Source organism: Micromonospora sp. NPDC092111, assembly GCF_044755745.1.
Classification (GTDB): domain Bacteria; phylum Actinomycetota; class Actinomycetes; order Mycobacteriales; family Micromonosporaceae; genus Micromonospora.
In genome coordinates, this window is the sequence record NZ_JBIVRQ010000007.1 from 167,220 (window position 1) to 191,116 (window position 23,897).

The window sequence follows — 23,897 nt, forward strand, 5'->3', positions numbered from 1 at the left end:
AGATCCCCAAACGTGGCGTACCGCCGCCCGGCGGCAGGTCAGCCTCCGGAACTCCGGGCCACCCGGATCTTGACCTGCTGGTCGGTGACGCTGTCCAGGGTGACCGCGAAGCCGCCCACCTCGCTGGCCTGCTGGCCGGTGGTCAGCGAGAGCTGCTCCCCGGCGACCTCGACGGTCACCTGGTCGCCCTGCGCGCCGACCAGCTTGGCCTCGACCCCGAGGATGGAGGCGCTGGCCTCGACGCCCCGCTCGAAGGTGATCGTGCAGGCGTCCAGGCCGCAGTCGGTGTCGGCGCCGTCCGAGCTGCAGCCGGCGAGCACGGCCACGCCGAGCGCCAGGCCGGCCAGCAGGCCGGCGGTCCGACGGATGGGGGTCTGCGGGGCAGCGCTTCGGTTCGTCACCCGACCAAGGGTACGAGAGCCGACCCACACCGCCACCATCAAGATCGTCGGAACCGGGCGACGGGCGGGCCGGCGGGCCGGGTTAGGGTCCGGATCATGCCGTTCGACATCGCCCGGACCAGGGCCGCGTACCCCGCGCTCGCGGAGGGCTTCGCCCACTTCGACGGTGCCGGCGGCACCCAGACCCCCCGGTCGGTGATCGACGCGGTCGCCGACACGATGCGCGCCGCGCTGGGCAACCGCAGCCCCGCCTCCGCCCCGGGCCGGCGGGCGCTCGACCTGGTGACCGGGGCCCGTACGGCGGTGGCCGACCTGCTCGGCGCCGTCCCGGACGGGGTGGTGCTCGGGCCGAGCGCGACGGCGCTGACGTACACCCTGGCCCGGACGCTCGGCGACACCTGGCGTCCGGGCGACGAGGTGGTGGTCTCCCGGCTGGACCACGACGCCAACGTCCGACCCTGGGTGCAGGCGGCCGAGGCCGCCGGGGCGACGGTGCGCTGGGCCGAGTTCGACCCGGCCACCGGCGAGTTACCCGCCGGCCAGTACGCCGACCTGGTCGGCGCGCGGACCCGACTGGTCGCGGTGACCGCCGGCAGCAACGCGATCGGCACGGTGCCGGACGTGGCCGCCATCGCCCGGACGGCGCACGCGGCCGGCGCGCTGGTCTGCGTCGACGGGGTGCACTCGGTGCCGCACGGCCCGACCGACCTCGCCTCGTCGGGCGCCGACTTCCTGGTCACCAGCGCCTACAAGTGGTCCGGTCCGCACCTGGCGGCGATGGTGGCCGACCCGGACCGCTGGGCGTCGCTGCGCCCGGCGAAGCTGATTCCCTCCTCCGACGCGGTGCCGGACCGGTTCGAGGCCGGCACTCCGAGCTTCCCGCTGCTGGCCGGGGTGACCGCCGCCGTGGACCACCTGGCCGGGCTGGACCCGGCGGCGACCGGGGACCGGCGGGCCCGGGTCCGCGCCGGGCTGGCCGCCGCGCAGGCGTACGAGGAGTCGGTCTTCGCCCGGCTGCTCGACGGGCTCACCGCCCGCCCCGCGGTGACCGTGTACGGCGCCGCCGTGCGCCGCTGCCCCACCGTGTCGTTCCGGCTGGCCGGCTGGACGCCGGCCGGGCTGGCGGCCGGGCTGGGCGCCGCCGGCCTCTGCCTCTCCGCCGGCGACTACTACGCCTACGAGTACTTCCAGGCGATGGGGCTGCGCGCGGGCGGCGGGGCCGTCCGGGCCAGCGTCTACCACTACAACACCACCGACGAGGTGGACCGGTTGCTGGCCGAACTGGACCGGTTGGCCGCCCGGGGAGAGAGGATGTCCCGGTGAGCTACCTGGTCGAGGAGAACCCCGCCGAGCACCGCTTCGAGATCCTGGTCGACGACGCGCTGGCCGGTTTCGCCGCGTATCTGCCCCGCGGCGAGACACGCGTCTTCACCCACACCGAGGTGCGCCCCGAGTTCGCGGGCAGGGGGGTCGGCAGCGCGCTGATCCGGTCCACCCTGGACCAGGTCCGTGAGCAGGGCGGCCGGGTGGTGCCCCGGTGCCCGTTCATGCGGGCCTTCATCGAGCGGCACCCCGAGTACGCCGACCTGGTGGTCGCGCCGGCCTGACCCGCCGCCCGTCAGTGCACCCCGGCGAGGAGTTCGGCGGCGGCCCGGGCGGCGGCCCGGGTGGCCCCGTGGGTGGCCAGGTGCACCCGGCCGGTGACCAGCTCGGGCACGCCCAGCTCGACCACGACCGCGTCCGGCCGGGTGGCGAGCGCCCGACCGACCGCAGCCCGCATCCAGCCGTGCCGGTGCAGGTCGCGGACGACGAGCACCAGCGGCCGACCGGTGGCGCCGGCGGTCGGGTCGGCGGGCAGGTCGGCCTCGGCCAGCCGCACGGTGGTGGTGCCGGGCAGCAGGGCGGCGAGCGGGTCGCCGATCCCCCACGGGGTCTCCGAGCCGATCGCGATGTTGCGGGGCGGCGCGAACTCGACCACGTGCGCGGCGGCGGCCAGCGGCAGCCGGCCGGCCGGGTCGCCGCTGACCCGCACCGCCCGCCGGGCGGCGGCCAGGCCGACCGGTGAGCCGTCGGCGGGCCGGGGGCCGGGGGCGGGCCGGCCGGACCGGGCGGCGGCGGTCCACTCGGCGAGCTGGCCGACCCGCTTCGCGGCCTCGGCGAGCCGCTCCTCGGGCAGTTCACCGGCGAGCACCGCGGCGACGATGGCGTCGCGCAGGTGCCGGGCGGCCTCCTCGTCGGCCCGTTCCCCGCCGACGCAGATCGCGTCCGCCCCGGCGGCGAGGGCCCGGACGGCCGCGCCGGCGAAGCCGTACCGGTCGGCGACGGCACGCATCTCCACCGCGTCGGTGACCACCACACCGCAGAAGCCGAGGTCGTCACGGAGCAGGTCGCCGAGGATGCGCGGGCTGAGGGTGGCGGGCAGCTCGGGGTCGAGGGCGGGGACCAGCAGGTGCCCGGTCATCACCGCCTGCACCCCGGCGGCGACGGCGGCCCGGAAGGGGACCAGTTCCCCGGTGTCGAGGCGGTCCCGGCTGGCGGCGATGCGGGGCAGGTCGTGGTGCGAGTCGACCCGGGTGTCGCCGTGCCCGGGGAAGTGTTTGGCGCAGGCGGCCACCCCGGCGGACTGGAGGCCGCGTACCCAGGCGGCGGTGTGCCGGGCGACGAGCTGCGGGTCGGCCCCGAAGGACCGGACGCCGATCACCGGGTTGGCCGGGTTGAGGTTGACGTCGGCGTCCGGGGCGTAGTTGAGGGTGACGCCGAGCGCGGCGAGTTCGGTGCCGAGGTCGCGGGCGACCTCCTCGGTGAGCCCGGGGTCGTCGACCGCGCCGAGGGCCAGGTTGCCGGGGCGGGAGCTGCCCCGGGCCGACTCGATCCGGGTGACGTCGCCGGCCTCCTCGTCGATCGCCACCAGCACGTCGGGACGCTCGGCGCGCAGCGTCGCGGTGAGCGCGGCGACCTGCTCCGGGTCGACGACGTTGCGGGCGAAGAGCACCACCGCGCCGAGCCCTTCGGCGAGCCACCGGCAGACCCACTCGGGCGGCGTGGTGCCGACGAAGCCGGGTTGCAGGACGGTGGCGGCCAGGCCCGCCAGGTTGCGCTCGTTCATCCGGCCCCGGTACCCCCGTGTCGCGTGCCGACGGCCCTGTGCCGTCGCGGTGCTGCCATGGTCACACCGCGCGACGTAATAGTCAATAAACCTTACTGTTACGGTCTGGCGGCCGACGGGCCGGCGTGCGACAGTGCGGGGATGGACCCGCTGCCGCTCGCCGACGCCACCTCGCCGGCCGACGTGCCGGGCGTACGCCTGCTCGGCCTGGTCGTCGGCGGGCTGCTGCTGCTCGCCGCCATCCGCGCCATGTTCCGCCGCTGACCCGCACGGACGCGCTGGCACCCGTGATCACACCGCGCCGGCCCTGGTCCCGGCCGGCCCGTCGGACGACCGTGGAGCGGAGGGGTGCCCGGTTTCGGCGCTGATCCAGCCGGGTACCTCCGGCCCTCGATGAAGCTGTCCACGCATTCGACGACGTTGCGCCGCGCGGCGCGCAGCCTTTTCGGCTGGACCGCGCTGCGGCCCAACCAGCTCGCCGCCATGCGCGCGGTGATGAAGCGACGCGACGCCCTGGTGGTCCTGCCCACCGGGGCGGGCAAGTCGGCGATCTACCAGATCCCGGCGAGCCTGATCCCCGGGCCGACGGTGGTGATCTCCCCGCTGCTGGCCCTGCAACAGGACCAGATCGCCGCGCTCAACGAACGGCGACGCCCCGAGCTGCGCGCGGTCCGGATCAGCTCCGACGAGAGCCCGACCCAACAGGCCGAGGCGATCACCGAGGTCCGCGAGGGCCGGGCGGAGTTCCTCTTCATCACCCCGGAGGCGCTCAGCAACCCCGACCGGATGGCCGAGGTGAGGTCGCTGGGGCCGGCCCTGGTGGCGATCGACGAGGCGCACTGCATCTCCGCCTGGGGGCACGACTTCCGCCCCGACTACCTGGCGCTGGGCCACCTCATCGACGGCCTCGGCCGCCCGCCGGTGGTCGCGCTGACCGCCACCGCCTCCCCGCCGGTACGCGACGACATCATCGACCGGCTACGGCTGCGCGACCCCGAGGTGGTGGTCTCCGGGCTGGACCGGCCGAACCTCTTCGTCGAGGTCGCCCACTGCCCGACCGACGACTACCGCTGGCGGCGGCTGGTCGCGCTGCTGCGCGACGACGGGCGGCCGGGGATCATCTACGTGCCCACCCGGCGGGCCGCGGAGGAGCTGGCCGAGCGGCTGACCACCGCCGGCCACCCGGCGCGGCACTACCACGGCGGGATGCCCACCGGCGCCCGCCACGAGCTGCACGAGGCGTTCCTCGCCGACCGGGTACCGATCATGGTGGCGACCTCGGCGTTCGGGATGGGCATCGACAAGCCGAACATCGCCTGGGTGGTGCACATGGCGCTGCCCGACTCGCCGGACAGCTACTTCCAGGAGATCGGCCGCGCCGGCCGGGACGGAGCGCCGGCCCGGGTGCTGCTGCTCTGGCGGGCCGAGGACGTCGGCCTGCAACGCTTCTTCTCCGGCGGGCTGCCCGACGAGACCGAGCTGCGTGACCTGGCCGCGCTGCTGCGCCGTGGCCCGGTGACCAAGGCGGAGCTGCGCGAACTCACCGGGCTCGGCCCGCGCAAGCTCGGCCAGTACCTGGCGCTGCTGGAGCAGATCGGGGCGGCCGTACCGCGGGCCCGGCAGCGGGTCGGTGCGCCGCGCTACTCCCCCACGCCGGCCGACGCCGCCGCGGCGGCCCTGGCCGAGGCGGAGCGGCAGCAGACCGTCACCCGGTCCCGCACCGACATGATGCGCGCCTTCGCCGAGACCACCGGCTGTCGGGGTCAGGTGCTGCTGGCGTACTTCGGTGAGCAGATGTCGAAGGTCTGCGGGCACTGCGACAACTGCCACGCCGGCACCAGCGTCGCCGACAACGGCGCGGTCGGCCCGTTCCCGGTGCACAGCCAGGTCCGGCACCCGGAGTGGGGCCCCGGCCTGGTGCTCAACTACGAGGACGACCGGATGACGGTGCTCTTCGACGAGGTGGGCTACAAGACGCTCTCCGTACGCGTGGTGTCCGAACAGGGCCTGCTGACGCTGGACTAGCCTGATCCGGGCGCCCGCGCCCGCACCGGACCGGACGCGTGCGGCGCCCGCACCGAAACAAACCGAGAGGGGCTCAGTCGTGATCGAACAGCCGGCGTACACCGGGTTCGGGTTCTCCGACGAGGAGTGGGGGCTGCTGGTCGGCCTGCCGCAGTCGGTGCTGACCGCGGCGAGCGCCGCCGAGTCGGACGGGAGCCGGCGCACCCGCGCCGAGAACGCCGCCGGGCTGGAGACCATCTCCACCGGCCGGGAGTCGGCCAGCCCGCTGGTCGCCGCGGTCGCCGGGGAGATCGTGTCCCGGGTCGGCGACCCGGAGGCCGGCGAGGAGTTGCCGGTGATCTCGCCGACCGACCCGCAGTCGCTCATCGACGACGTGCTGGTCCGGGCCGGGCAGGCGTCCGCCCTGCTGGGCACGAAGGTGGACGAGGGGGAGGCCGGGGCGTACCGGCACTGGCTGGTGGAGATCGCCGAGCAGGTCGTCGGGGCGGCGTCCAGCGGCGGCCTGCTCGGCCTCGGCGGCGACCAGGTGAGCGACTCGGAGCGGCGGTTCCGGGACCGGCTCTCCCACGTGCTCAACGACTGATCCCCCGGTCCTTCCGATCCGCGCGGCCCCCTCCGGGCCGCGCGGATCGTCGTGCTGGCCCGCCCTGCCCCGGCACCGCCTCGCGCTCCGTCCAGAATGGAACGGCACGTACCCACCGACGGGGAGGGCCGGACATGGTGCACCGCACGGTGATCGACACTGAGCAGCTACCACCCGCGGACCGGTTCGGCATGTGGCTCGACCTGGTCGCCCGGACCTCCGCGCCGCTGCGGATCCGCTCCGACCACGAGAACGACTTCGTCGCCCGGGCGGAGTTCGTCGACCTCGGCCCGCTCCAGCTCGTCCGGTACCGGTACCCGTCGCTGGAGGCGGTCCGCACCGCGAAGCTGGTCCGCCGCACCGAGGTGGACTACCACCTGCTCGCCCTGACCACCCATGGCACCGGCGTCGCCGGGCAGGCCGGCCGGCAGAGCCGGCTCGACACCGACGAGTTCACCTTCTACGACGGCTCACGACCGCACGAGGTCAGCCACCTCGGCGACGACCGGGGCCGACGGCCCGCCGGCTCGATCGTGGCCCTGATCCCGTACGGCACGCTGCCGCTGTCGGCGGACCGGCTCGCTCCGCTGCTCGCCGGCCGGATGTCCGCCGACGAGGGGGTGGGCGCGCTGGTCGCCCAGTACCTGACCCAGATCACCACGTACCCGGAGCAGTACCAGGCGGCCGATGCCGAGCGGCTGGGCACCGTCGCCCTGGACCTGATCGCCACCATGCTCGGCCGGCACCTGGTCGCCGAGGACGAACTGCCCCGGGAGGTGCGCCGACGCGCCCTGCTCACCCAGGTCCGGGGTTACATCCGGCGGCACCTCGGCGACGCCGGCCTGACCCCGCGCGCCATCGCCGAGGCACACCACGTCTCGGTGCGGACCCTGCACCGGCTCTTCGAGGAGGAGGCGACCACGGTGGCGTCGTACATCCGCGACCTGCGGTTGGAGCGGTGCCGGCGGGACCTGGCCGACCCGGCGCTGGAGCACCGCCCGATCCAGACCGTCGCGGCGCGCTGGGGTTTCCGGGACAAGGCGCACTTCAGCCGGGCCTTCCGGGCCACCCACCGGCTGACCCCCCAGGAGTACCGGACGGTCCACGTCGAACAGGCACGGATCGTCAACAGCGCGGCGTCCGAAGTCAACTCCGGGCCGACATACTGACTGTGGGCCGACGGTCGACCGACCGCCCGGCCCGACGGTAACGGGGGACCGCGGCGTGGCGCCCGTGGCCCTGGGTCACGGGCGGCCGCCCGGTGCCGCAGCCGCCGGGTGCGGTCGACGCCGCGCCCAGCGTCCCCCGGCCGCACCCACGCCGGCCCCGTCGCACTCCCCCAGGGCTGACGACGGGGCTGGTCAGGCATCCTCCAGCAACTCCAGCACCGACCGCTCGGCCTCCTCCCGGGCCGAACCGGTGCCGACCGGGGTCACCACCCCGTCGTGGTAGAGGTCGACCACCCGGGGGTCCACGTAGGACGTCCGGGCCACCGTGGGGGTGTTGCCGAGCAGCTCGGCCACCTCCCGCATCACCCCGGCGACGGCCCGCCGGCGGGCGGTCACCGACCGCTGCACCCCGACCGTCGCCAGCTCAGTGGCGGCCCGCACGGTGGCGTGCCAGGTACGGAAGTCCTTCGCGGTCATCTCGCCGCCGCTGGCGTCCCGCAGGTATCCGTTGACCTCGTCGCTGCGCACGTCCCGCCAGGTCCGGCCGTCCCAGTAGCCGAAGAGCCGTTCCTCGGTCCGCCGCCGGCGGCGTAGATGGGTCAGCACCCGGCACAGCTCCGGGTCCTCGATCCGGCGGACCTGGTCGACGCCGCCCTTGGCGGGAAACTCGAAGACCACACAGCCGCCCCGGGACCGGGCGTGCTCGGGACGCAGGGTGGAGACGCCGAAGGTGGCGTCCTCGCCGACCGCGTACTGGTCGTTGCCGACCCGGAACGTCCCCATGTCGAGCAGCCGGGCGACGGTGGCCAGCACCCGGTCCCGGTTCAGGCCGCGCCCGTCGAGGTCGTGGGCGATCCGGTCGCGCAGCGTCGGCAGCCGGTGCGCCACCTCCAGCACGTGGTCGAACTTCGCCTCGTCCCGCCGACGCCGCCACTCGGGGTGGTAGAGGTACTGCTTGCGCCCGGCCGCGTCGATCCCGGTGGCCTGGATGTGCCCGTTGGGGTACGGCGCGATCCAGACGTCCTGCCAGGCGGGCGGGATGACCAGCTCGCCGAGCCGGGCCAGTTCGCCGGGGTCCCGGACCGGCTCGCCGTACCGGTCCAGGAAGGCCCAGCCCTTGCCGCGCCGGCGACGCCGGTACCCCGGCCGACCCGGATCGCTCCGCCGTAGTCGCACGGTCAGACCCGGACCGTTTCCTCGGCCTCGTCCACCGCGGCCAGCACCCGGTCGACCGGGAGGGCCGCCAAGGTCAGGCCCGGTCCCGCCCCCGACGGATGCGACCGTCCCGTACCGGGGGCCCAGAGCACCCGGTGCCGGGGCCGGTCCGCCGGCGGCCCCCACCGGGCGGGTGGCACCGGGCCGAAGAGCAGCACCGACGGGGTGCCGTAGGCGGTGGCGAGGTGACCCACGCCGGTGTCCCCGCTGACCACCAGCCGGGCCCCGGCCACCAGCGCGGCCAGCTCGGCCAGGTCGGTCTCCCCGGCCCGCACCGCCGCGCCCGGCAGTCCCGCGCCGGCCGCCACCCGGGCGGCCAGGTCCCGCTCGTCGGCCGAGCCGGTCACCACCACCCGGTGCCCCCGGTCGGCGAGGTGCCGGGCCAGGGCGGCGAAGCGGTCCGCCGGCCAACGCTTCGCCGCGATCTTGCTGCCGGGGTGCACCACGGTCACCCCGGCCGGGGTCCGGCCCGGCGGCGGGCGCCGCAGCGCCAGGTCGGCGCGGTCGGCCGGGATGCCGTACCAGTCGAGCAGCCGGCACCAGCGATCGACCTCGTGCTCGTCGGCGCGCCAGGGCGGGCCGGTCCGGTGCCCGGCCGCCGGGCAGCGGAAGGCGAGCAGCCGGCCCGCGCCGGCCAGCATCCGGTGCGACTGCGGGCCGCGCCCGTGCAGGTTGACCGCGACCTGCGGGGGCGGTCCCGGCCACGGCGGCGGGCCGAGACCACCGGTCGGCACCAGCCGGTCGACGCCACCGACCAGGTCCACCAGCGGGCCGAGCCAGGCCGGCGCCGCCAGCGCCAGCTCCTCCCCGGGGTACGCCGACCGCAGCGCGCGCAGCGCGGGCACGGCCGTGGCCAGGTCCCCCACGCCGAGCGCGCGCAGCACCAGGATCACGGGTACGAGGTCTCCTGCTCGGCGCAGACCACCAGCTCCTTGACGGCGGAACCGGGCGGCTGGGAGAGCGCGAACATCACCGCGGCGGCGGTGTCGGCGGGGTCGTTGAGCTTGGCGTCCGGGCCGGGCCGGTACTGCGGGTCGCGGTCGTCGAAGAAGCCCGTCCGCATCCCGCCCGGAATGAGCAGGGTCACCCCGACCGCGCCGGCCAGCTCGGCGGCGAGCGCCCGGGTGAAGCCGACCACCCCGAACTTCGCCGCGCAGTACGCGGTGGCGTCGCTGACCGCCTTGACCCCCAGGGTGGAGGCGACGGTGACGATGTTGCCCCGGGACGCCTCCAGGTAGGGCAGCGCCGCCCGGACCACCGCCACCGTGGCGAGCAGGTCCACCACGACGATCCGCTCCCAGGTGTCGCGCGGGACGTCGACCAGCTTCCCCGGCACGTCCATCCCGGCGGCGGTCACCACGGCGTCCAGCCCGCCGGAGCGTTCGGCCAGGGCCCGGGTGGCGTCCTCGGCGGCCCGGGTGTCGGCCAGGTCGCACTCGATCCAGGGCACCCCGTCGCCGGGGCGGTGCCGGTCCAGCACGAGGGGCCGTCCGCCGGCCCGGGCCACGGCGGTGACCACCGCCGCGCCGAGTCCGCTCGACCCGCCGGTGACCAGGACGGTCGGGCCGGCACCGGGTGGGCTGGTGGTCATCGCGCTCCCTCCGCCGTCGGACGTGCCGGACCCGTCTCCCGGGTCCCGGCGGGCGCGGTGGCGCCGCGTTCACCGCGGGCCGCCGCGATCATGCCGCTGGTGGAGCGCCCGTCCAGGTACGGCACCACCACGGTGTGCCCGCCCCACCGGCGCAGCACCTCGGCCTCGGGCAGGGTCGGCTCGTCGCCGGCACCGGTGGCGTAGTCGCCGCCCTTGACCCAGACGTCGGGCCGCAGCCAGCTCAGCGCCGCGTGCGGGGTGGACTCGTCGAAGACCACCACCGCGTCGACGCAGCTCAACGCGGCGAGCAGCCGGCTGCGGTCGCCCTGCGACGTCACCGGCCGGTCCGGGCCCTTCAGCCCGGTGACACTGGCGTCGGAGTTGAGGCAGACGACCAGGCAGTCCCCGAGCTGCCGGGCGGCCTGGAGGGTCGCCACATGCCCGGCGTGCAGCAGGTCGAAGCAGCCACCGGTGGCCACCACGGTGCCACCGGCGGCCCGCACCTCGGCGACCACCGCGCCGGCCGCGGCGGCCCCGATCCGGTCCCCGCCACCGCCGACCAGCACCGCCGGCGGGGTACGCACCGGCGGCGGCAGCGCGGCGGCCACTCCCCCGCCGGCCACGTACGCCGACGCCTCGGCCACCGCCTCCTGGACCGCCTCGGAGACCAGCGCCCCCCGGGCCAGCGCGAGGCTGGCCGCCGAGGCGAACCGGTCACCGGCCCCGCAGGTGTCCCCCTCGGCGTTGGCCGGCGCGGAGACCACCAGCGGCGTCGCACCGGCGTGGCAGAGCAGCGCGCCGTCGCCGCCGAGGGTGACCGCCACGGCACCGGCCCGCCAGCGGTCGCGCAGCCCCTGCGCGCCCTTCGCGGCGACGGCCAGCCGGGACCCGCCCGGCGGCACCTTGGCCAGTTCCCGGGCCTCGGACTCGTTCGGGGTGGCGAGTTGCACGCCGGGCACGGCGGCCGGGCCGCGCGGGTGCGGGTCCCACACCACCGGGGCCCGGGTCGCGGCCAGCGCCGCACGCAGCGCCGGCTGCCGGGCCACGCCCCGGCCGTAGTCGCTGACCAGCACGGCGGACGCCCGGGCGATCAGCCGGAGCACCGCCTCGGCGGGCGGCCCCGGCTCGGCCGCCGTGCCGCCCCGGTCGTGTCGCAGCAACACCCGGCCCCGGGCCCGCAGCCGGATCTTCTCCGGGGTGGTCCCGGCCAGCGGCAACCCGTACACCTGCACCCCGGCGGCGGTGAGCAGGGAGCTGAGCCGGGCACCCCCGGCGTCGTCGGCGAGCGCGGTCACCAGCGCCACCTCGGCGCCCTGCGCGGCGGCGAAGACGGCGGCCAGGCCGGCCCCGCCGGGCCGGTCGGCGTGCGCCGTCTCGTCCAGCACCGGGACCGGCGAGTCGGGGCAGAGCCGGTTCACCACGCCCTCGACGTCCCGGTCCAGCAGGGTGTCGCCGATCACCACCAGAGGTCCCCTCACGCCGTGCCTCCCCGTCCCGCCTCGATCGGCTGGTCGGCGCCGTCGACGACGACCTCGACCCCGGACCGCACCGGCCCGGCGGCGGTCGCCGGCGCAGCAGCGGTCGCCGGCGCAGCAGCGGTCGCCGACCCAGCGGCGGTCGCCGACCCAGCGGCGGTCGCCGACCCGGCGGCGGCGAGCGCCGCGGGCAACGCCCGGTCGACGTACTCGCAGAGCACGTGGGTGGAGACCAGGTGCAGCTCCTGCACCACCTGCCCGTCGGGGGAGGCGATGGCGAGCGCCTCGTGGCAGGCCCCGGCGAGCGGGTTCGGGGCGGGACCGGTGAACGCCCAGCAGCGCAGCCCGGTCTCCCGTCCGGCGCGGGCGGCGGCGAGCAGGTTGCCGCTGGCCCCGCTGGTGGACATCAGCAGCAGGACGTCACCGGGCCGGCCGTGGGCACGTACCTGACGGGCGAAGACCTCGTCGTAGCCGTAGTCGTTGCCGATCGCGGTCAGCGCCGAGGTCTCCGCGTGCAGGGCGATCGCCGACAGCGGCTGACGGTCCCCGCGGAGCTTGCCGACCAGCTCGGCGGTGAGGTGCTGGGCCTCGGCGGCGCTGCCGCCGTTGCCGGCGACCAGCAGCCGGCCACCGCCGGCCAGGATCCCGGCCAACTCGGTGCCCCAGCGGCCCAGCAGCGACTCCGCCGACCGGTACGGCAACAGCGCCTCGGCGAGCAGGGTCAGGTGCACGTCCAGCAGGCCGGCCTCCCCGGCCCGGGTCGACGCCGTCATCAGGCGACCACCCGGCTCGGCCGGCGCACGGCGGCCACCTCGGCGTACACCTCGGCCAGCCGGTCGGCGGTCGCGGCCCAGGAGTAGCTGCGGCGGGCCCGCTGCAACGCGGCGGTGGCGTACCCGAAGCGGCGGATCCGGTCGCCGAGCAGCCGGCCGATCGCGGTGCCGAGGGCCTGCGGGTCGCGGGCCGGCACCAGGTCGCCGGTCACCCCGTCGACCACGGTGTCCCGGATCCCGCCGACGGCGGTGCCCACCACGGGCACCCCGCAGGCCATCGCCTCCAGCGGGGTGAGCCCGAACGGCTCGTACCAGGGGGCGGCGACCAGCAGGTCGGCCGAGCGGTACCAGCGGCCCATCTCCTCCCGGGGCACCGCGCCGACCAGCCGGACCCGGTCGGCGACCCCGCAGGTGCTGGCGAGCGCCCGCAACCGGCGGGCGTACGGGTCGGTCTCCAGCAGCCCGGCCGGCGGCCCACCGACCACCACGCACTCGGCGTCCGGCACCAGCGCCATCGCCCGGATCACCGTCTGGAAGCCCTTGCGTTCCACCAGCCGGCCGACGGTGAGGATGCGCGGCCGGTCGGGTTCCCGGTCGGCGGCCGGGCCGAGCGGGGCGAAGGTGTCCAGGTTGACCCCGGACGGGAGGACGGTCATCCGGGACCGGGGTACGCCCAGGCGGACCAGCTCCCCCACCTCGTCCCGGCACTGGGCGACCACCCGGTCGACGGACCGGCCCAGTTCCCGCTCGTACGCGATCCGCCGGGCCGGGCTGGTGTCCTGCACGCCCTGGTAGCGCTTCTTGACCGTGCCGAGCGCGTGGTACGTCTGCACCACCGGCACCCCGGTCTGCCGGCCGGCGGTGAGCGCGGCGAGCCCGCTCATCCAGAAGTGCGCGTGGATCACCTCGGGGGTCCAGTCCCCGCCCCGCCACCGGGCCAGCAGCCAGTGGCTGAACTCCTTCATGTGCGGCAGCAGGGCGTCCTTGGCGACCGGCTCGGCGGGCCCGGCGGGCACGTGCACCACGTCGTACCCGTCGGGAGCGCGGACGGTGACCGGCAGGTCGACGGCGTCACGCCGGGTGTAGACCCGGACGTCGTGGCCGGCGGCCACCAGCGCGGCGGAGAGCTCCGCGACGTGGGTGTTCTGCCCGCCGGCGTCCTCACCGCCCAGCACGGCGAGGGGGCTGGCGTGCTCGGAGATCATCGCGATGCGCATACTTCCTCCTCCAGCAGGCGGTCCCAGTCGGCGAGGAAACGGTCCAGGCCATAGCGCCCCCGGGCGGCGGCGCGCGCCTCGGCGCCCGCCCGGCGGGCCTCGGCGGGCTCCGCGACGAACCGCGCGGCGGCCTCCAGCAGGGTGTCGACCCGGGTGGAGAGCGCCCCGGCGCCCGGCGGCACGGCGATCACGGCCTCGGTGGTGGCCAGGGCGACGACCGGCATGCCGATCGTCATGGCCTCGACCAGGCTGAGCCCGAGCGAGGTCCAGCGACACAGGTGCAGGTACGCCCGCCGCCGCGCCAGCTCGGCGTGCATCCGGTGCTGCGGGACGTCGTCGTAGCTGGTCAACCGGTCGGCCGGCAGGCCGAGGTGGTCGGCCAGCCCGGCCACCCGCATGCCGAACACGTCCAGCGGGGCGATCTCGGCGAACCGGGCCAGCAGGTCGGTGCCGGTGACCCGCCAGCGGCGGACCGGCTCGTTGACGACCACGGCGAGCCGGCCCAGCTCGCCGGTCCACTCGACGGTGGGCGGCACGACGCCGTGTTCGACGACGGCGGTGCGGGTGGCGCCGTTGTCCCAGAAGAGTTCGTTGAAGTGGGTGACGTGGGTGAGCAGCAGGTCGTCCCGGTCGGCCATCGGGTGCCGGGTGTGCGGCACGTCGCCCTTCGGGGTGTTGTGCTCGACGTAGATCGCCGGCACCTCCCGGCCGACGAGGCGGCCCAGCCAGTCGCAGGCCAGGTCGAACTCCTCCGGGCGTTGCAGCAGCACCAGGTCGACGGCTTCCCGGCGGAGCTGCTGCGGGGTGACCTCGACGGCGTTGTCCGGCCACGGGTAGGTGCGCGCCCGACCCAGCCCGTACGGGCCCCGGTCGGGGGTGACCGGCACCAGGTAGCGGTGCTTGCCGTGCACGAAGGAGGTGGTCCAGGACCCGTGCACGTGCCAGACCAGGATGTTCATCGGGCACTTCCCCGGCCGGCGGCCACCGGCGCCGCCACGTCCGGCCCACCGGCGGTCGGGGTCAGACCGGCGCGCGGCGGGTCGGCCGGGACGCCCAGCAGCCGTACCGCGTCGAGGACCCGGCCCGGCTCGACCGCCGCCAGGCAGGGATGCCCGGGCACCGGGCAGACGGTGGCCCGGGTGTCCCGGCAGGGCGCGGCGGCGTCGCCGAGGCGGACCGCCGGCACCCGGTAGGGCCCCCACTGTCCGTACGGGACGGTGGGGGCGAAGAGGCTGACCACCGGTACGCCCAACGCGGCGGCCAGGTGCGCCGGTCCGGTGTTGCCGACCACCAGCGCGCCCGCCCCGGCGAGGACGGCGGCGAGGTCGGCCAGCCCGGTCCGCCCGCCCAGGTCGACGCCGGTGTCGCCGGCCACGTGGGCGGTCAACGCGGTCTCGTCGGGTCCGCCGGTGACCGCGACCCGGTGGCCGGCGGCGGTGAGCACCCGGACGATCCGGGCGGCCAGCTCGGGCGGCACGGCCCGGGTCGGCACCGCCGAGCCGGGGTGCAGCACCACGTACCCGGGGCCGCCGAGCCCGGCCGGGGCCGGCGGCAGCCGGTCGGTGCGGATCCGCAGGCGCGGGTCGTCGTCGGCGGGCAGCGCGAACCCGGCGGCGGCGGCCAGCGACAGCGCCCGCTCCGGTTCGGGCAGCCCGTCGGGGACCCGGTGCCGGACGTCGAGCAGCGAGCCGGGGTACTCGTCGCTGACGGCGCTGACCCGCGGTATCCCGGCCATCCGCAGCAGCAGCGCCAGCGGCAGGGCCGACTGGTGGAAGGAGGTGAAGACGACGGCTTCGTCGGCGTGCACGGCCCGGAGCCGTTCGGTGAGCCGGTCGATGTCCCGCGGGTCGACGGGTGCCGGGTCGCCGTCGATCCAGGGCAGCGGCCATTCGATCAGCTCGGCCACGCCGGGCAGCAGGCTGCCGGCGTCCCGGCCGCGCGGGCCGCAGAGCAGGACGACGCGGGCGGCGTGGGCGGCGACGGCGCGCACGGCGGGGCCGGTGACCAGGACGTCCCCGGCGGAGTCGCTGCGGACCACCAGCACGGTGCCCGCCCGGCGGGGTGCCGGGCCGGCGACCAGGGCGGCCCGGCTCAGGATCAGGTCCACCGCGGCGGGCAGGTCGGCGACGACGTGCGGGGCGGCGGCCACCTCGGCGGGCCGGGTGGTCGAGGTGGGCACCAGGACGCCGGCCGCCCCGGCCGCGCCGGCGGCGGTCATGTCGGCGCCGATGTCCCCGACCAGCACGCAACGCTGCGGGGTGGTGCCGAGCGACCGGGCGGCGGCGTGCACCATGCCGGGGGCCGGTTTGCGGCAGGCGCAGCCGGCCCGCTCGTCGTGCGGGCAGAACTGCCAGGTGTCGAAGGGCCCGAGCAGCTCCTCCACCCGGGCGTTGACGGCCCGTAGCTGCGCGGCGGTGAACAGTCCCCGGGCCAGCCCCGACTGGTTGGTGACCACCCCCAGCCGCAGTCCCGCCGCGCGCAGCCGGTCCAGCGCCGCCCGCGCTCCCGGCACCGGCCGGACCTTGCCCGGGTCACCGTTGTACGGCACGTCCTCCACCAGGGTGCCGTCGCGGTCCAGCAGCACCGCGTCGTACAGGACGGGACCGTCCGCGCCGGGGCCAGCGACCGGGTCGACCCGGCCTGGCCTGCGCTGATACGGCTCCGCGTCCCGTCGCACGGGCGGCGGGTTCCCGGCGCCCCGGGGTGTAAACATCAGCTACCCGGCGGTACGGCGGCTCGCCGTCCGGTCCGGGCACTGCTGACCGGTCGAGCGTTACCCGTCGCCCCGGAGAAGCTAACGCGACCGGCCGGGCCGGCAAGCGGGAGACCGCCCGCCGGCTCGCCGACCTCGCCGTCCGGCTGCCGGCGGGCGACCGTGCCGAGGGGTGACCGGCCGGTCGCGGGGAGCCTCGGCGGGGCCCGGCCGGGCCACTGGCTACCCTGTGGGGGACCGCCGTCCGCCGACTGAGGATGTCCGAGATGATCGAACCCGTGGAGCTGCCGTCACCGTGGCGGGACGCGCGCCTGACCGTCGTGGTCCCCACCTACAACGAGGCGGGCAACCTCCCGGTGCTGGTCGACCGGCTCCTCGCCCTCCCGTTGCCGGGCCTGAAGGTGCTGGTCGCCGACGACAACTCGCCGGACGGCACCGGTGAGGTGGCGGACAAGCTGGCCATCGAGCACCCGGACCGGATCCAGGTGGTGCACCGGGCCGGCAAGGAGGGCCTGGGCCGGGCGTACGTGGACGGCATCGGCCGTGCCCTGGACGGCGGGGCGGACTTCGTCGCGCAGATGGACGCCGACCTGTCGCACCCGCCGGAGGCGCTGCCCGGCATGCTCGGCGCGCTGCTCTCCACCCAGGCCGGTGTGGTCATCGGCTCCCGGTACGTGCCCGGCGGCCAGCTCGACGAGGCGTGGCCGCTCTACCGGCGGGCCCTCAGCGGCTGGGCCAACCTCTACGTGCACACCCTGCTGCGGGTGCGGATCCGCGACCTGACCGCCGGCTTCAAGATCTGGCAGGCGGACGCGCTGCGCGACATCGGCCTGCACCGGGTGCAGTCGAACGGTTACAGCTTCCAGGTGGAGATGCACTACCTGGCCACCAAGCTGGGGCACACCATCCTGGAGGTGCCGATCCGCTTCGAGGAGCGGCGCGACGGCGATTCGAAGATGACCACCGCCACCAAGGTGGAGAGCGCGCTGATGCCGTTCAAGCTGCGTACCCGGCACCGCAACCTGGACTCCTGAGCACGCTCGGCCCGGCGCGCGCCGCGTCGGGCCGACCGTGGCTCAGCGGTAGAGCGTCCGGTGGGCGGCGCCGATCAGCCCGGCGTACAGGTCGCCGGTGACGGTGCGGTCCCGGGCCAACGCGGCCCGGGCGGCGTTCGCGCCGGGCGCGCCGTGCACCCCGCCGCCGGGGTGCGCCGACGCACTGGCCAGGAAGAGCCGGTCCACCGGGGTGTCCGCCCGGCCCAGCCCGGGGATCGGGCGCAGGAACAACTGCTGGTACGCGGCGGCGGTGCCACCGCCCAACGCCCCGCCGACCAGGCTCGGGTCGCCCCGCTCCAGTTCGGCCGGTCCGGCGACGTGCCGGCCGACGATCAGCGCGCGGAAGCCGGGGGCGGCGGCCTCCAGCACCTGCTCCATCCGCTCCACCTGCCGGTCGACGTCCTCGCCCCGCCAGTGCCGCCGGAACGGCAGGTGGGTGTACGACCAGAGCGACTCGGTGCCGGCCGGTGAGTGGCTGGGGTCGGCGGTGGTCATCTGCCCGACCAGCAGGAACGGGTCGGTGGGAAGCTGCCCCCGGGCCAGTGCGGCGGCGTACCCGGTGAGGCCGTCGAGGTCCGCGCCGAGGTGCACGGTGCCGGCGCCGGCCACCTGCCGGTTGGTCCACGGCAGCGGGCCGGAGAGCGCCCAGTCGACCTTCAGGGTGGAGCCGTCCCACCGGAAGTGGGCCAGGTCCGCCACCAGCCGGGGCGGTAGCTGCGCCGCCCCGACCAGGTCCAGGTAGAGCGCGGGCGCGGGCACGTCGGCCAGCACCGCCCGGCGGGCCCGCCAGGTGGCCCCGCCGACGGTGCGTACCCCCATCGCCCGGCCCCGGGCGGTGAGCACCCGGTCCACCGGGGCCTGGTAGGTGATCCGCCCGCCGCGTTCGACCAGCCGGGCGACCAGCGCGTCGGTGATCCGCTGGGCCCCGCCGACCGGTACCGGCCAGCCGATCTGCTGGCCGAGCATCGCCAGCAGCCAGCCGTACCCGCCGGAGCCGGCCTCCTCGGGCGACAGGTCGGTGTGCAGGGCGCAGCCGGCCAGCAGCGCCGGACCGCCCGCCCCGGCGAAGAGTTCGTCGCCGAGCCTGCGGACCGGGACGACCAGCCGGCGGGCCAGCCGCAGCGCGCCGCCGACCCGCAGCCGGCGCAGCAGGCCCAGCCCGCCGCGTACCGGTGGGAAGGGGGTGGTGATGGCGTCGAGCAGCGGCCCGGCCACCTGCTCCCACTCGGCGTACGCGTGCCGCCAGCGGTCCCCGTCGCCGGGGGCGAACTGCTCCAGCGAGGCGGCGGTGGCGTCCAGGTCCCGGTTGATCACGGCGGCCCGGCCGTCGGGCAGCAGGTGGGCCAGCACGTCGGGGGCGTGGGTCCAGGTCAGGCCGTACCGGTCGAGGTCGAGGCCGCGCAGCACCGGGGAGGCGTACCCGAGGGGGTAGAAGGAGCTGTACAGGTCGCTGAGGTAGCCGGGGGCGGTGACCTCGGCGGAGCGCACCGCGCCGCCGGGGGCGGCGGTCGCCTCCAGCACCAGCACGTCCCAGCCGGCGTCGGCGAGCAGGTTGGCGGCGACCAGGCCGTTGTGCCCGGCCCCGACGACGACGGCGTCCGCGGTGCCCGTGTCGGCCGAGATCATCGGGTCAGGCTACCCGTTCGGCAACCGGGCGAAGCGCGTTTGCCAGGCCGCGAGCCGGGCATCCCCGCCGCATGTACCGGGGTGAGCAGCTCATCGGTGGGGTGTGGGGCGCGGGCGGCGCGGGCGGTGAGTTGACGGTCCGTGACCCGGCCGACGGCTCCCCCGTCAGCACCGTGCCGGTGGCGACGCCGGACGAGGTGGCGAAGGCGGTCGAGGCGGCCCGGGGGTTGGCCGCCGAGTGGGCGGCGACGCCCGCCGCGGCGCGGGCGGCGGCCCTGCACCGGGCCGCGGACGCGCTGGCGGCGGCGGCCGACGAGCTGGCCGCCGCCACGACGGCGGAGATGGGCAAGCCGCTCGGCGACGCCCGGGGTGGTGTCGAGGCCGGCGTCGGCACGCTGCGCCAGTACGCCGAACTCGGTCCGCTGCGGGGCGGCCGGACGCTGCACGGCGGGGCCGACGCGATCGACTTCATGGCGCCGGAGCCGCGCGGGTTGGTCGCCGTGATCACCCCGTGGAACGACCCGGTGGCGGTCTCCTGCGGGCTGCTCGGCGCGGCCCTGGTCACCGGCAACGTGGTGCTGTACAAGCCCAGCGAGCGCGCCCCGGCCACCGGCTGGCTGCTGACCCGGATCCTCGACGGGGTGCTGCCGGCCGGGGTGCTGTCGCTGCTGACCGGCGGTGGCGAGGTGGGCGCGGCGCTGGCCGCGCAGCAGGTGGACGTGGTGGCCCAGGTCGGTTCGACGGCGACCGGCCGGGCCATCGCCGCGGCCTGCGCCCGGACCGGCGCGAAGGCGCTGCTGGAGAACGGCGGCAGCGACCCGCTGATCGTGGACGCCGGGGTGGACCCGGTCTGGGCGGCCGGTCAGGCGGCCCTCGGCGCGTTCGCCAACGCGGGCCAGATCTGCGTGGCCGTGGAACGGATCTACGCGCACCGGGACGTGGTGGAGGACTTCCTCGACGCGCTGGTCGCGCGGGCCGGGGCGCTGACGGTCGGGCCGGGCCGGGACCCGGCGACGGAGCTGGGCCCGCTGGTGGACCGGCGACACCGCGACCACGTGCACGGGCAGGTCACCGCGGCGGTGGCGGACGGGGCGACGCTGCGGGCCGGCGGGGTGCTGCCGGACGGGCCGGGCGCGTTCTACCCGGCCACCGTGGTGGCCGACTGCCGGCAGGAGATGACGCTGGTCCGCCAGGAGACGTTCGGCCCGGTCGCGGCGGTGGTCACGGTGGACTCGTTCAGCGAGGCGCTGCGGTGCGCCGCCGACTCGCCGTACGGGCTGGCCGGGACGGTGTTGACCGCCTCGATGAGCCACGCGCAGCGGGCCTGGCGGGAACTGCCGGTCGGCACCGTGAAGATCAACGCGGTCTTCGGCGGGGCGCCGGGCAGTGCCGCGCAGCCGCGCCGGGGCAGCGGTCAGGGCTTCGGGTACGGCCCGGAGTTGCTGGACGAGTTCAGCACGGTCAAGACGGTGCACCTGGAGGCACCCGGCGGCGGCCACTGGTGAGACCCGGACGGGGGCCGTCCCGGTCAGGACAGCCCCCGTCGTGGCGGATACCCCCGGTCAGTCGCCGCGGGCCCTGCGGGTCTGCCGGTCGTTGGCCTTCTCGATCGCGGTGACCAGTTCCGGCTTGGTCATCCGGGACCGGCCCGGGACGTCCAGCTTGCGGGCCACCGCCATCAGGTGGTCCTTGGTGGCGTTGGCGTCCACCCCGCCGGCCGTGGGGGCCCGCCGGGCGGGACCGCCACCGGCCGCCTGCCGGTCGCTGGGACCCTTGCGTCCCTTCGGCTCCCAGTGGTCGCCGACCTTCTCGAACTGGTGCTTGACCGCGGCGAACGCGGTACGGTGCGCCCGCTCCCCCTCGCCGTAGGTCTCCACCGCCGAGTCGTGTGTCTTCTCCCAGGTGCGCTGCGCCTTGTCCGGAGAGCGCCGCAGCGTGCTGGGCAGTACCTCGCGCCCGGGCATCTGGTCCTCCTCCGCGTCGACTGTCTCGGTGTCGACGTTCCCTGCGCCGGCACCGGCAAACCCGTCGTCGGGTTTGCCGGTGCCGGCCGCCGGGTACCGCCCCGCCCAGGTGCGGGCCGGACGTCGGACCGCCCGGCCACCGGGCGACGAGGAGCGGGACATGGCAGCGACGACGGAGCCGACCGCGGTCGCCGAGGGCCGGCCGGGGCTGCGGGTGCCCCGGCGGGTACGCCAGTTGAGCTGGGCCACCTGGCGCGGGGTGCTGGTCCGCAGCGCCAGCAGCTTCGTCCGGGACAACTGCGCCGACTGGGCCGCCGCGCTGACCTACTACGGGGTGCTGGCGCTCTTCCCGTCCACGGTGGTGGTGGTCGCCCTGGTCGGCCTGGTCTCCGACGGGGAGCGGACCGTGGACACGGTGCTGGAGCTGGCCCGGGACATCGGGGCCGGTGCGGTGGTGGGCAACGAGGGTTTCGTCTCGGTGGTCCGGACGGTGGTCGACCAGCAGAGCGGGGCGAAGGTGCTGCTCAGCTTCGGTCTGCTGGGCGCGCTCTGGTCGGCGTCGGGGTTCATCGGCGCGTTCACCCGGGCGTCGAACGCGATCTACGGGGTGGCGGAGGGCCGGCCGTTCTACCGGCTGCGCCCGTTGCAGATCGGCCTGGCCGCGCTGTCGCTGCTGCTGCTCGCCGTGGTGGCCGTCGCCCTGATCGTCAGCGGCCCGGTGACCGACGCGGTGGGCGACCTGGTGGGCGCGGGCGGGCTGGCCCGCACGGTGTGGAGCGTCGCGAAGTGGCCGGTGTTGGCGCTGGTGATGATGACGCTGCTGTCGCTGCTGTTCTGGATCGCCCCGAACGTCCGCCAGCCCCGGTTCCGCTGGCTCACCCCGGGCGGCGCGGTCGCGTTGGTCTGCTGGGTCGTCGCCTCGTTCGGTTTCGGCCTCTACGTGGCCAACTTCGGCTCGTACGACGTCACCTACGGCAGCCTCGGCGCGGTGATCGCCTTCCTGGTCTGGCTCTACCTGTCCAACTCGGCGCTGATGTTCGGCGTGCAGATCAACGCCGAGTTGCAGCGGGGACGGATGTTGCAGGCGGGCGCGGCGGACCCGGGCCAGCCGGTGCTCCCGCCGAAGGCCGCCGCCGGTTCGTGACCGGGTGCCGGGTGCGGCGTTTCCGGGGGGCCGGCGCGGGTAGCACACAGGGCATGGAACGTGGCAGCAGCAAGCACGGACCGAGGATCGACGACCAGATGAGCCAGGAGGTGAGCGGCCTCGTGCAGGGGCCGGGCATCGGTGGCTCGCGCGCCGAGGAGTTCCGCGACCCCGAACCCTCCGGCGAGGACCAGCCGGGCACCACCACGGCGCCGGCGGGCGACCTGCGTACCGGCACCCCGCAGGGGATGAGTTCGGAGGACGTGGAGGCGCGCAGCCGGTTGGGCCGGTTCATCACGATGACGGCCCTGCCCGGGGACCGGACGGCGCTGGTCGCCAACGCCCGGGAGAACGAGGCGCCCGACGACCTCGTGGCCGCGCTGGAACGGCTGCCCGACGGTACGCGGTACCGCACGGTGTCCGAGGTGTGGGCCGCACTCGGACACCGCAACGAGACGACGCGCTGGTGACCGGATCGACCACGATCCGGCGAGCCACCAGCGGGTAGAGGAGGATCCCTGATGAGCGGAGTTATCGAGCACGTGGACGTGTCCGTCCCGGTGCGGACGGCCTACGACCAGTGGACCCAGTTCGAGGAGTTCCCCCACTTCATGGAGGGGGTCCAGGAGGTCCGGCAACTGTCGGAGCGGATGACCCACTGGACCGTGGAGATCGCCGGGGTCACGCGCGAGTTCGACGCCGAGATCACCGAGCAGCTCCCCGACGAGCGGGTGGCCTGGAAGTCGACCGGCGGCACCCAGCAGGCCGGCGTGGTGACCTTCCACCGGCTCGACGAGGACAACACCCGGGTCACCCTCCAGATGGACTTCGCGCCGCACGGCGTGGTCGAGCAGGCCGGCGACAAGCTGGGCGTGGTCGACCGCCGGGCCAGGGGCGACCTGGAGCGGTTCAAGCAGTTCATCGAGCGGCGTGGTCAGGAGACCGGCGCCTGGCGCGGGTCGGTCGACCGTCCGCAGCCCTGATCGCTCCCCCGGACACCAGGTCCACCGACGGCCGCCGGATCGCCCCGGCGGCCGTCCTCGATCGAGCCGGAGACGCCCGGTCCGCCCGGCCAGGGGCGGTTGGCGATGCGCTGGGCGGGGGATCCGGTGTGGCCGTTAGGACGCTGTCGAGCTGATGGCGTCAACGAGTCACTCCGTACAGCCGGTGGCCGTTTGCGATCATCCGCCGGGGGTACCGCGATGGGATGACGGACAACGACGACAGGGTCTGGCGGGACGAGCAGAAGACGCCGCTGGAGGAGCTGGACCGGGCCATCGCCCGGTCCACCATCGACGGGCAGGGCGACGATCCGACCGCCAACGACGCCGGCGAGGAGGCCGCCTTCGGGCACGGTGCCGAGCCGGTGGACCGGGGTGCCGGCCCGGCAGCCGAGCGGCGGGAGATGACCGACACCGAGCGCGCCTACCGCCCCTCCACGACGGGACGCACCGGCCCCGACACCATGTGACCACCCCGCCGGCCCCGCCGGCCGCCGCCCGCCGCCGCCCGCCGCCGCCCGCCGCCGCCGGCCGGCCGGTTAGGTCCCGGACTCCGTTTCGGCTATATGGCGGTATCCCGGTCCGCAGATGCCGCCATATCGGCGATCTGGAGTCGATCAACGCGGGTCAGGGCAGCGCCCGACGTCAGGCGGCCGCGTCGCTCACGGGACGGGCGGGGCCAGGCGGAGTGTCAGGCCACCGGCCGGGACCAGGCGGAGTGTCAGGCCACCGGCCGGGACCAGGCGGAGTGTCAGGCCACCGGCCGGGACCAGGCGGAGTCGTCAGGCCACCGGCCGGGACCAGGCGGAGTGTCAGGCCACCGGCCGGGACCAGGCGGA

General features: G+C 76.0%; 24 protein-coding genes. 12 read left to right on the forward strand and 12 right to left on the reverse strand.

Going from position 1 to position 23,897, the window contains the following annotated elements; all coding sequences use genetic code 11:
- Positions 1 to 38: 38 nt before the first annotated feature.
- The gene (locus ACIQG9_RS16625) at positions 39 to 401 is read right to left on the reverse strand and encodes a hypothetical protein (RefSeq protein WP_400402821.1); all 363 of its coding nucleotides are present in this window, start codon (positions 399 to 401) and stop codon (positions 39 to 41) included.
- A gap of 96 nt (positions 402 to 497) precedes the next feature.
- Here ACIQG9_RS16625 and ACIQG9_RS16630 point away from each other — a divergent pair, with 96 nt between their 5' ends.
- Both ACIQG9_RS16630 and ACIQG9_RS16635 read left to right on the forward strand, forming a co-directional pair.
- The gene (locus ACIQG9_RS16630) at positions 498 to 1,724 is read left to right on the forward strand and encodes a cysteine desulfurase-like protein (RefSeq protein ID WP_400402824.1); all 1,227 of its coding nucleotides are present in this window, start codon (positions 498 to 500) and stop codon (positions 1,722 to 1,724) included.
- A complete protein-coding gene (locus ACIQG9_RS16635) occupies positions 1,721 to 2,008 on the forward strand; it encodes a GNAT family N-acetyltransferase (protein WP_400402827.1) in 288 nt (95 codons plus the stop codon). Before ACIQG9_RS16630 ends, ACIQG9_RS16635 begins: the two co-directional genes overlap by 4 nt.
- Positions 2,009 to 2,019: 11 nt before the next feature.
- Here ACIQG9_RS16635 and ACIQG9_RS16640 read toward each other — a convergent pair whose 3' ends face one another.
- The gene (locus tag ACIQG9_RS16640) at positions 2,020 to 3,507 is read right to left on the reverse strand and encodes a glycoside hydrolase family 3 protein (protein ID WP_400402830.1); all 1,488 of its coding nucleotides are present in this window, start codon (positions 3,505 to 3,507) and stop codon (positions 2,020 to 2,022) included.
- 141 nt (positions 3,508 to 3,648) lie between these two features.
- On the opposite strand from ACIQG9_RS16640, the gene ACIQG9_RS16645 reads away from it, so the two are divergent.
- From ACIQG9_RS16645 to ACIQG9_RS16660, 4 genes are all read left to right on the forward strand, one after another.
- Positions 3,649 to 3,771 (forward strand): hypothetical protein, encoded by a 123-nt coding sequence (locus ACIQG9_RS16645; RefSeq protein WP_400402833.1) that lies wholly within the window; start codon positions 3,649 to 3,651, stop codon positions 3,769 to 3,771.
- A gap of 129 nt (positions 3,772 to 3,900) precedes the next feature.
- The gene (locus ACIQG9_RS16650) at positions 3,901 to 5,532 is read left to right on the forward strand and encodes a RecQ family ATP-dependent DNA helicase (protein WP_400402836.1); all 1,632 of its coding nucleotides are present in this window, start codon (positions 3,901 to 3,903) and stop codon (positions 5,530 to 5,532) included.
- 79 nt (positions 5,533 to 5,611) lie between these two features.
- The gene (locus ACIQG9_RS16655; protein WP_400402839.1) at positions 5,612 to 6,115 is read left to right on the forward strand and encodes a hypothetical protein; all 504 of its coding nucleotides are present in this window, start codon (positions 5,612 to 5,614) and stop codon (positions 6,113 to 6,115) included.
- A gap of 149 nt (positions 6,116 to 6,264) precedes the next feature.
- The gene (locus ACIQG9_RS16660; protein ID WP_400402842.1) at positions 6,265 to 7,284 is read left to right on the forward strand and encodes a helix-turn-helix domain-containing protein; all 1,020 of its coding nucleotides are present in this window, start codon (positions 6,265 to 6,267) and stop codon (positions 7,282 to 7,284) included.
- Positions 7,285 to 7,476: 192 nt separating this feature from the next.
- On the opposite strand, the gene ACIQG9_RS16665 is transcribed toward ACIQG9_RS16660, so the two are convergent.
- Genes ACIQG9_RS16665 through ACIQG9_RS16700 form a run of 8 tightly spaced genes read right to left on the reverse strand, consistent with a single transcriptional unit; the run spans position 7,477 to position 16,232 of the window.
- Positions 7,477 to 8,460: a DNA topoisomerase IB gene (locus tag ACIQG9_RS16665; protein WP_400402845.1), complete on the reverse strand. Its 984-nt coding sequence runs from the start codon at positions 8,458 to 8,460 to the stop codon at positions 7,477 to 7,479.
- A gap of 2 nt (positions 8,461 to 8,462) precedes the next feature.
- Positions 8,463 to 9,392 (reverse strand): glycosyltransferase family 9 protein, encoded by a 930-nt coding sequence (locus ACIQG9_RS16670; protein ID WP_400402848.1) that lies wholly within the window; start codon positions 9,390 to 9,392, stop codon positions 8,463 to 8,465.
- Positions 9,389 to 10,090, reverse strand: coding sequence for an SDR family oxidoreductase (locus ACIQG9_RS16675; protein WP_400402851.1), 702 nt, complete (start codon positions 10,088 to 10,090; stop codon positions 9,389 to 9,391). The genes ACIQG9_RS16670 and ACIQG9_RS16675 overlap by 4 nt, the downstream gene beginning before the upstream one ends.
- A complete protein-coding gene (locus ACIQG9_RS16680) occupies positions 10,087 to 11,568 on the reverse strand; it encodes a PfkB family carbohydrate kinase (RefSeq protein WP_400402854.1) in 1,482 nt (493 codons plus the stop codon). Before ACIQG9_RS16680 ends, ACIQG9_RS16675 begins: the two co-directional genes overlap by 4 nt.
- Complete coding sequence (locus tag ACIQG9_RS16685) at positions 11,565 to 12,338, reverse strand: SIS domain-containing protein (RefSeq protein ID WP_400402857.1); 774 nt, start codon at positions 12,336 to 12,338, stop codon at positions 11,565 to 11,567. Before ACIQG9_RS16685 ends, ACIQG9_RS16680 begins: the two co-directional genes overlap by 4 nt.
- On the reverse strand, positions 12,338 to 13,555 hold the full coding sequence (locus ACIQG9_RS16690; protein ID WP_400402860.1) for a glycosyltransferase: 1,218 nt from the start codon (positions 13,553 to 13,555) through the stop codon (positions 12,338 to 12,340). The genes ACIQG9_RS16685 and ACIQG9_RS16690 overlap by 1 nt, the downstream gene beginning before the upstream one ends.
- On the reverse strand, positions 13,540 to 14,514 hold the full coding sequence (locus tag ACIQG9_RS16695) for a glycosyltransferase (protein WP_400402863.1): 975 nt from the start codon (positions 14,512 to 14,514) through the stop codon (positions 13,540 to 13,542). Before ACIQG9_RS16695 ends, ACIQG9_RS16690 begins: the two co-directional genes overlap by 16 nt.
- Positions 14,511 to 16,232 (reverse strand): HAD-IIIA family hydrolase, encoded by a 1,722-nt coding sequence (locus tag ACIQG9_RS16700; protein WP_400402865.1) that lies wholly within the window; start codon positions 16,230 to 16,232, stop codon positions 14,511 to 14,513. Before ACIQG9_RS16700 ends, ACIQG9_RS16695 begins: the two co-directional genes overlap by 4 nt.
- A 302-nt stretch (positions 16,233 to 16,534) precedes the next feature.
- Here ACIQG9_RS16700 and ACIQG9_RS16705 point away from each other — a divergent pair, with 302 nt between their 5' ends.
- Positions 16,535 to 17,302, forward strand: a complete 768-nt coding sequence (locus tag ACIQG9_RS16705; RefSeq protein WP_400402868.1) for a polyprenol monophosphomannose synthase — start codon at positions 16,535 to 16,537, stop codon at positions 17,300 to 17,302.
- Between the two features lie 42 nt (positions 17,303 to 17,344).
- Here the strand turns inward: ACIQG9_RS16705 and ACIQG9_RS16710 are convergent, their stop codons facing one another.
- Entirely contained in the window at positions 17,345 to 18,949 is a 1,605-nt protein-coding gene (locus tag ACIQG9_RS16710) for a phytoene desaturase family protein (protein ID WP_400402871.1), read from the reverse strand.
- A 71-nt stretch (positions 18,950 to 19,020) separates the two neighbouring features.
- Here ACIQG9_RS16710 and ACIQG9_RS16715 point away from each other — a divergent pair, with 71 nt between their 5' ends.
- Positions 19,021 to 20,454, forward strand: coding sequence for an aldehyde dehydrogenase family protein (locus tag ACIQG9_RS16715; RefSeq protein ID WP_400402874.1), 1,434 nt, complete (start codon positions 19,021 to 19,023; stop codon positions 20,452 to 20,454).
- A 57-nt stretch (positions 20,455 to 20,511) separates the two neighbouring features.
- On the opposite strand, the gene ACIQG9_RS16720 is transcribed toward ACIQG9_RS16715, so the two are convergent.
- Complete coding sequence (locus ACIQG9_RS16720) at positions 20,512 to 20,913, reverse strand: ChaB family protein (RefSeq protein WP_400402876.1); 402 nt, start codon at positions 20,911 to 20,913, stop codon at positions 20,512 to 20,514.
- Between the two features lie 160 nt (positions 20,914 to 21,073).
- Here ACIQG9_RS16720 and ACIQG9_RS16725 point away from each other — a divergent pair, with 160 nt between their 5' ends.
- The 4 genes from ACIQG9_RS16725 to ACIQG9_RS16740 all read left to right on the forward strand — a co-directional run bounded on the left by ACIQG9_RS16725 (position 21,074) and on the right by ACIQG9_RS16740 (position 23,528).
- Positions 21,074 to 22,057, forward strand: a complete 984-nt coding sequence (locus ACIQG9_RS16725; RefSeq protein WP_400402879.1) for a YihY/virulence factor BrkB family protein — start codon at positions 21,074 to 21,076, stop codon at positions 22,055 to 22,057.
- A 53-nt stretch (positions 22,058 to 22,110) separates the two neighbouring features.
- A complete protein-coding gene (locus ACIQG9_RS16730) occupies positions 22,111 to 22,527 on the forward strand; it encodes a DUF2795 domain-containing protein (protein ID WP_400402882.1) in 417 nt (138 codons plus the stop codon).
- Between the two features lie 51 nt (positions 22,528 to 22,578).
- The gene (locus tag ACIQG9_RS16735) at positions 22,579 to 23,040 is read left to right on the forward strand and encodes an SRPBCC family protein (protein WP_400402884.1); all 462 of its coding nucleotides are present in this window, start codon (positions 22,579 to 22,581) and stop codon (positions 23,038 to 23,040) included.
- 224 nt (positions 23,041 to 23,264) lie between these two features.
- On the forward strand, positions 23,265 to 23,528 hold the full coding sequence (locus ACIQG9_RS16740) for a hypothetical protein (protein WP_400402887.1): 264 nt from the start codon (positions 23,265 to 23,267) through the stop codon (positions 23,526 to 23,528).
- Positions 23,529 to 23,897 lie beyond the last annotated feature (369 nt).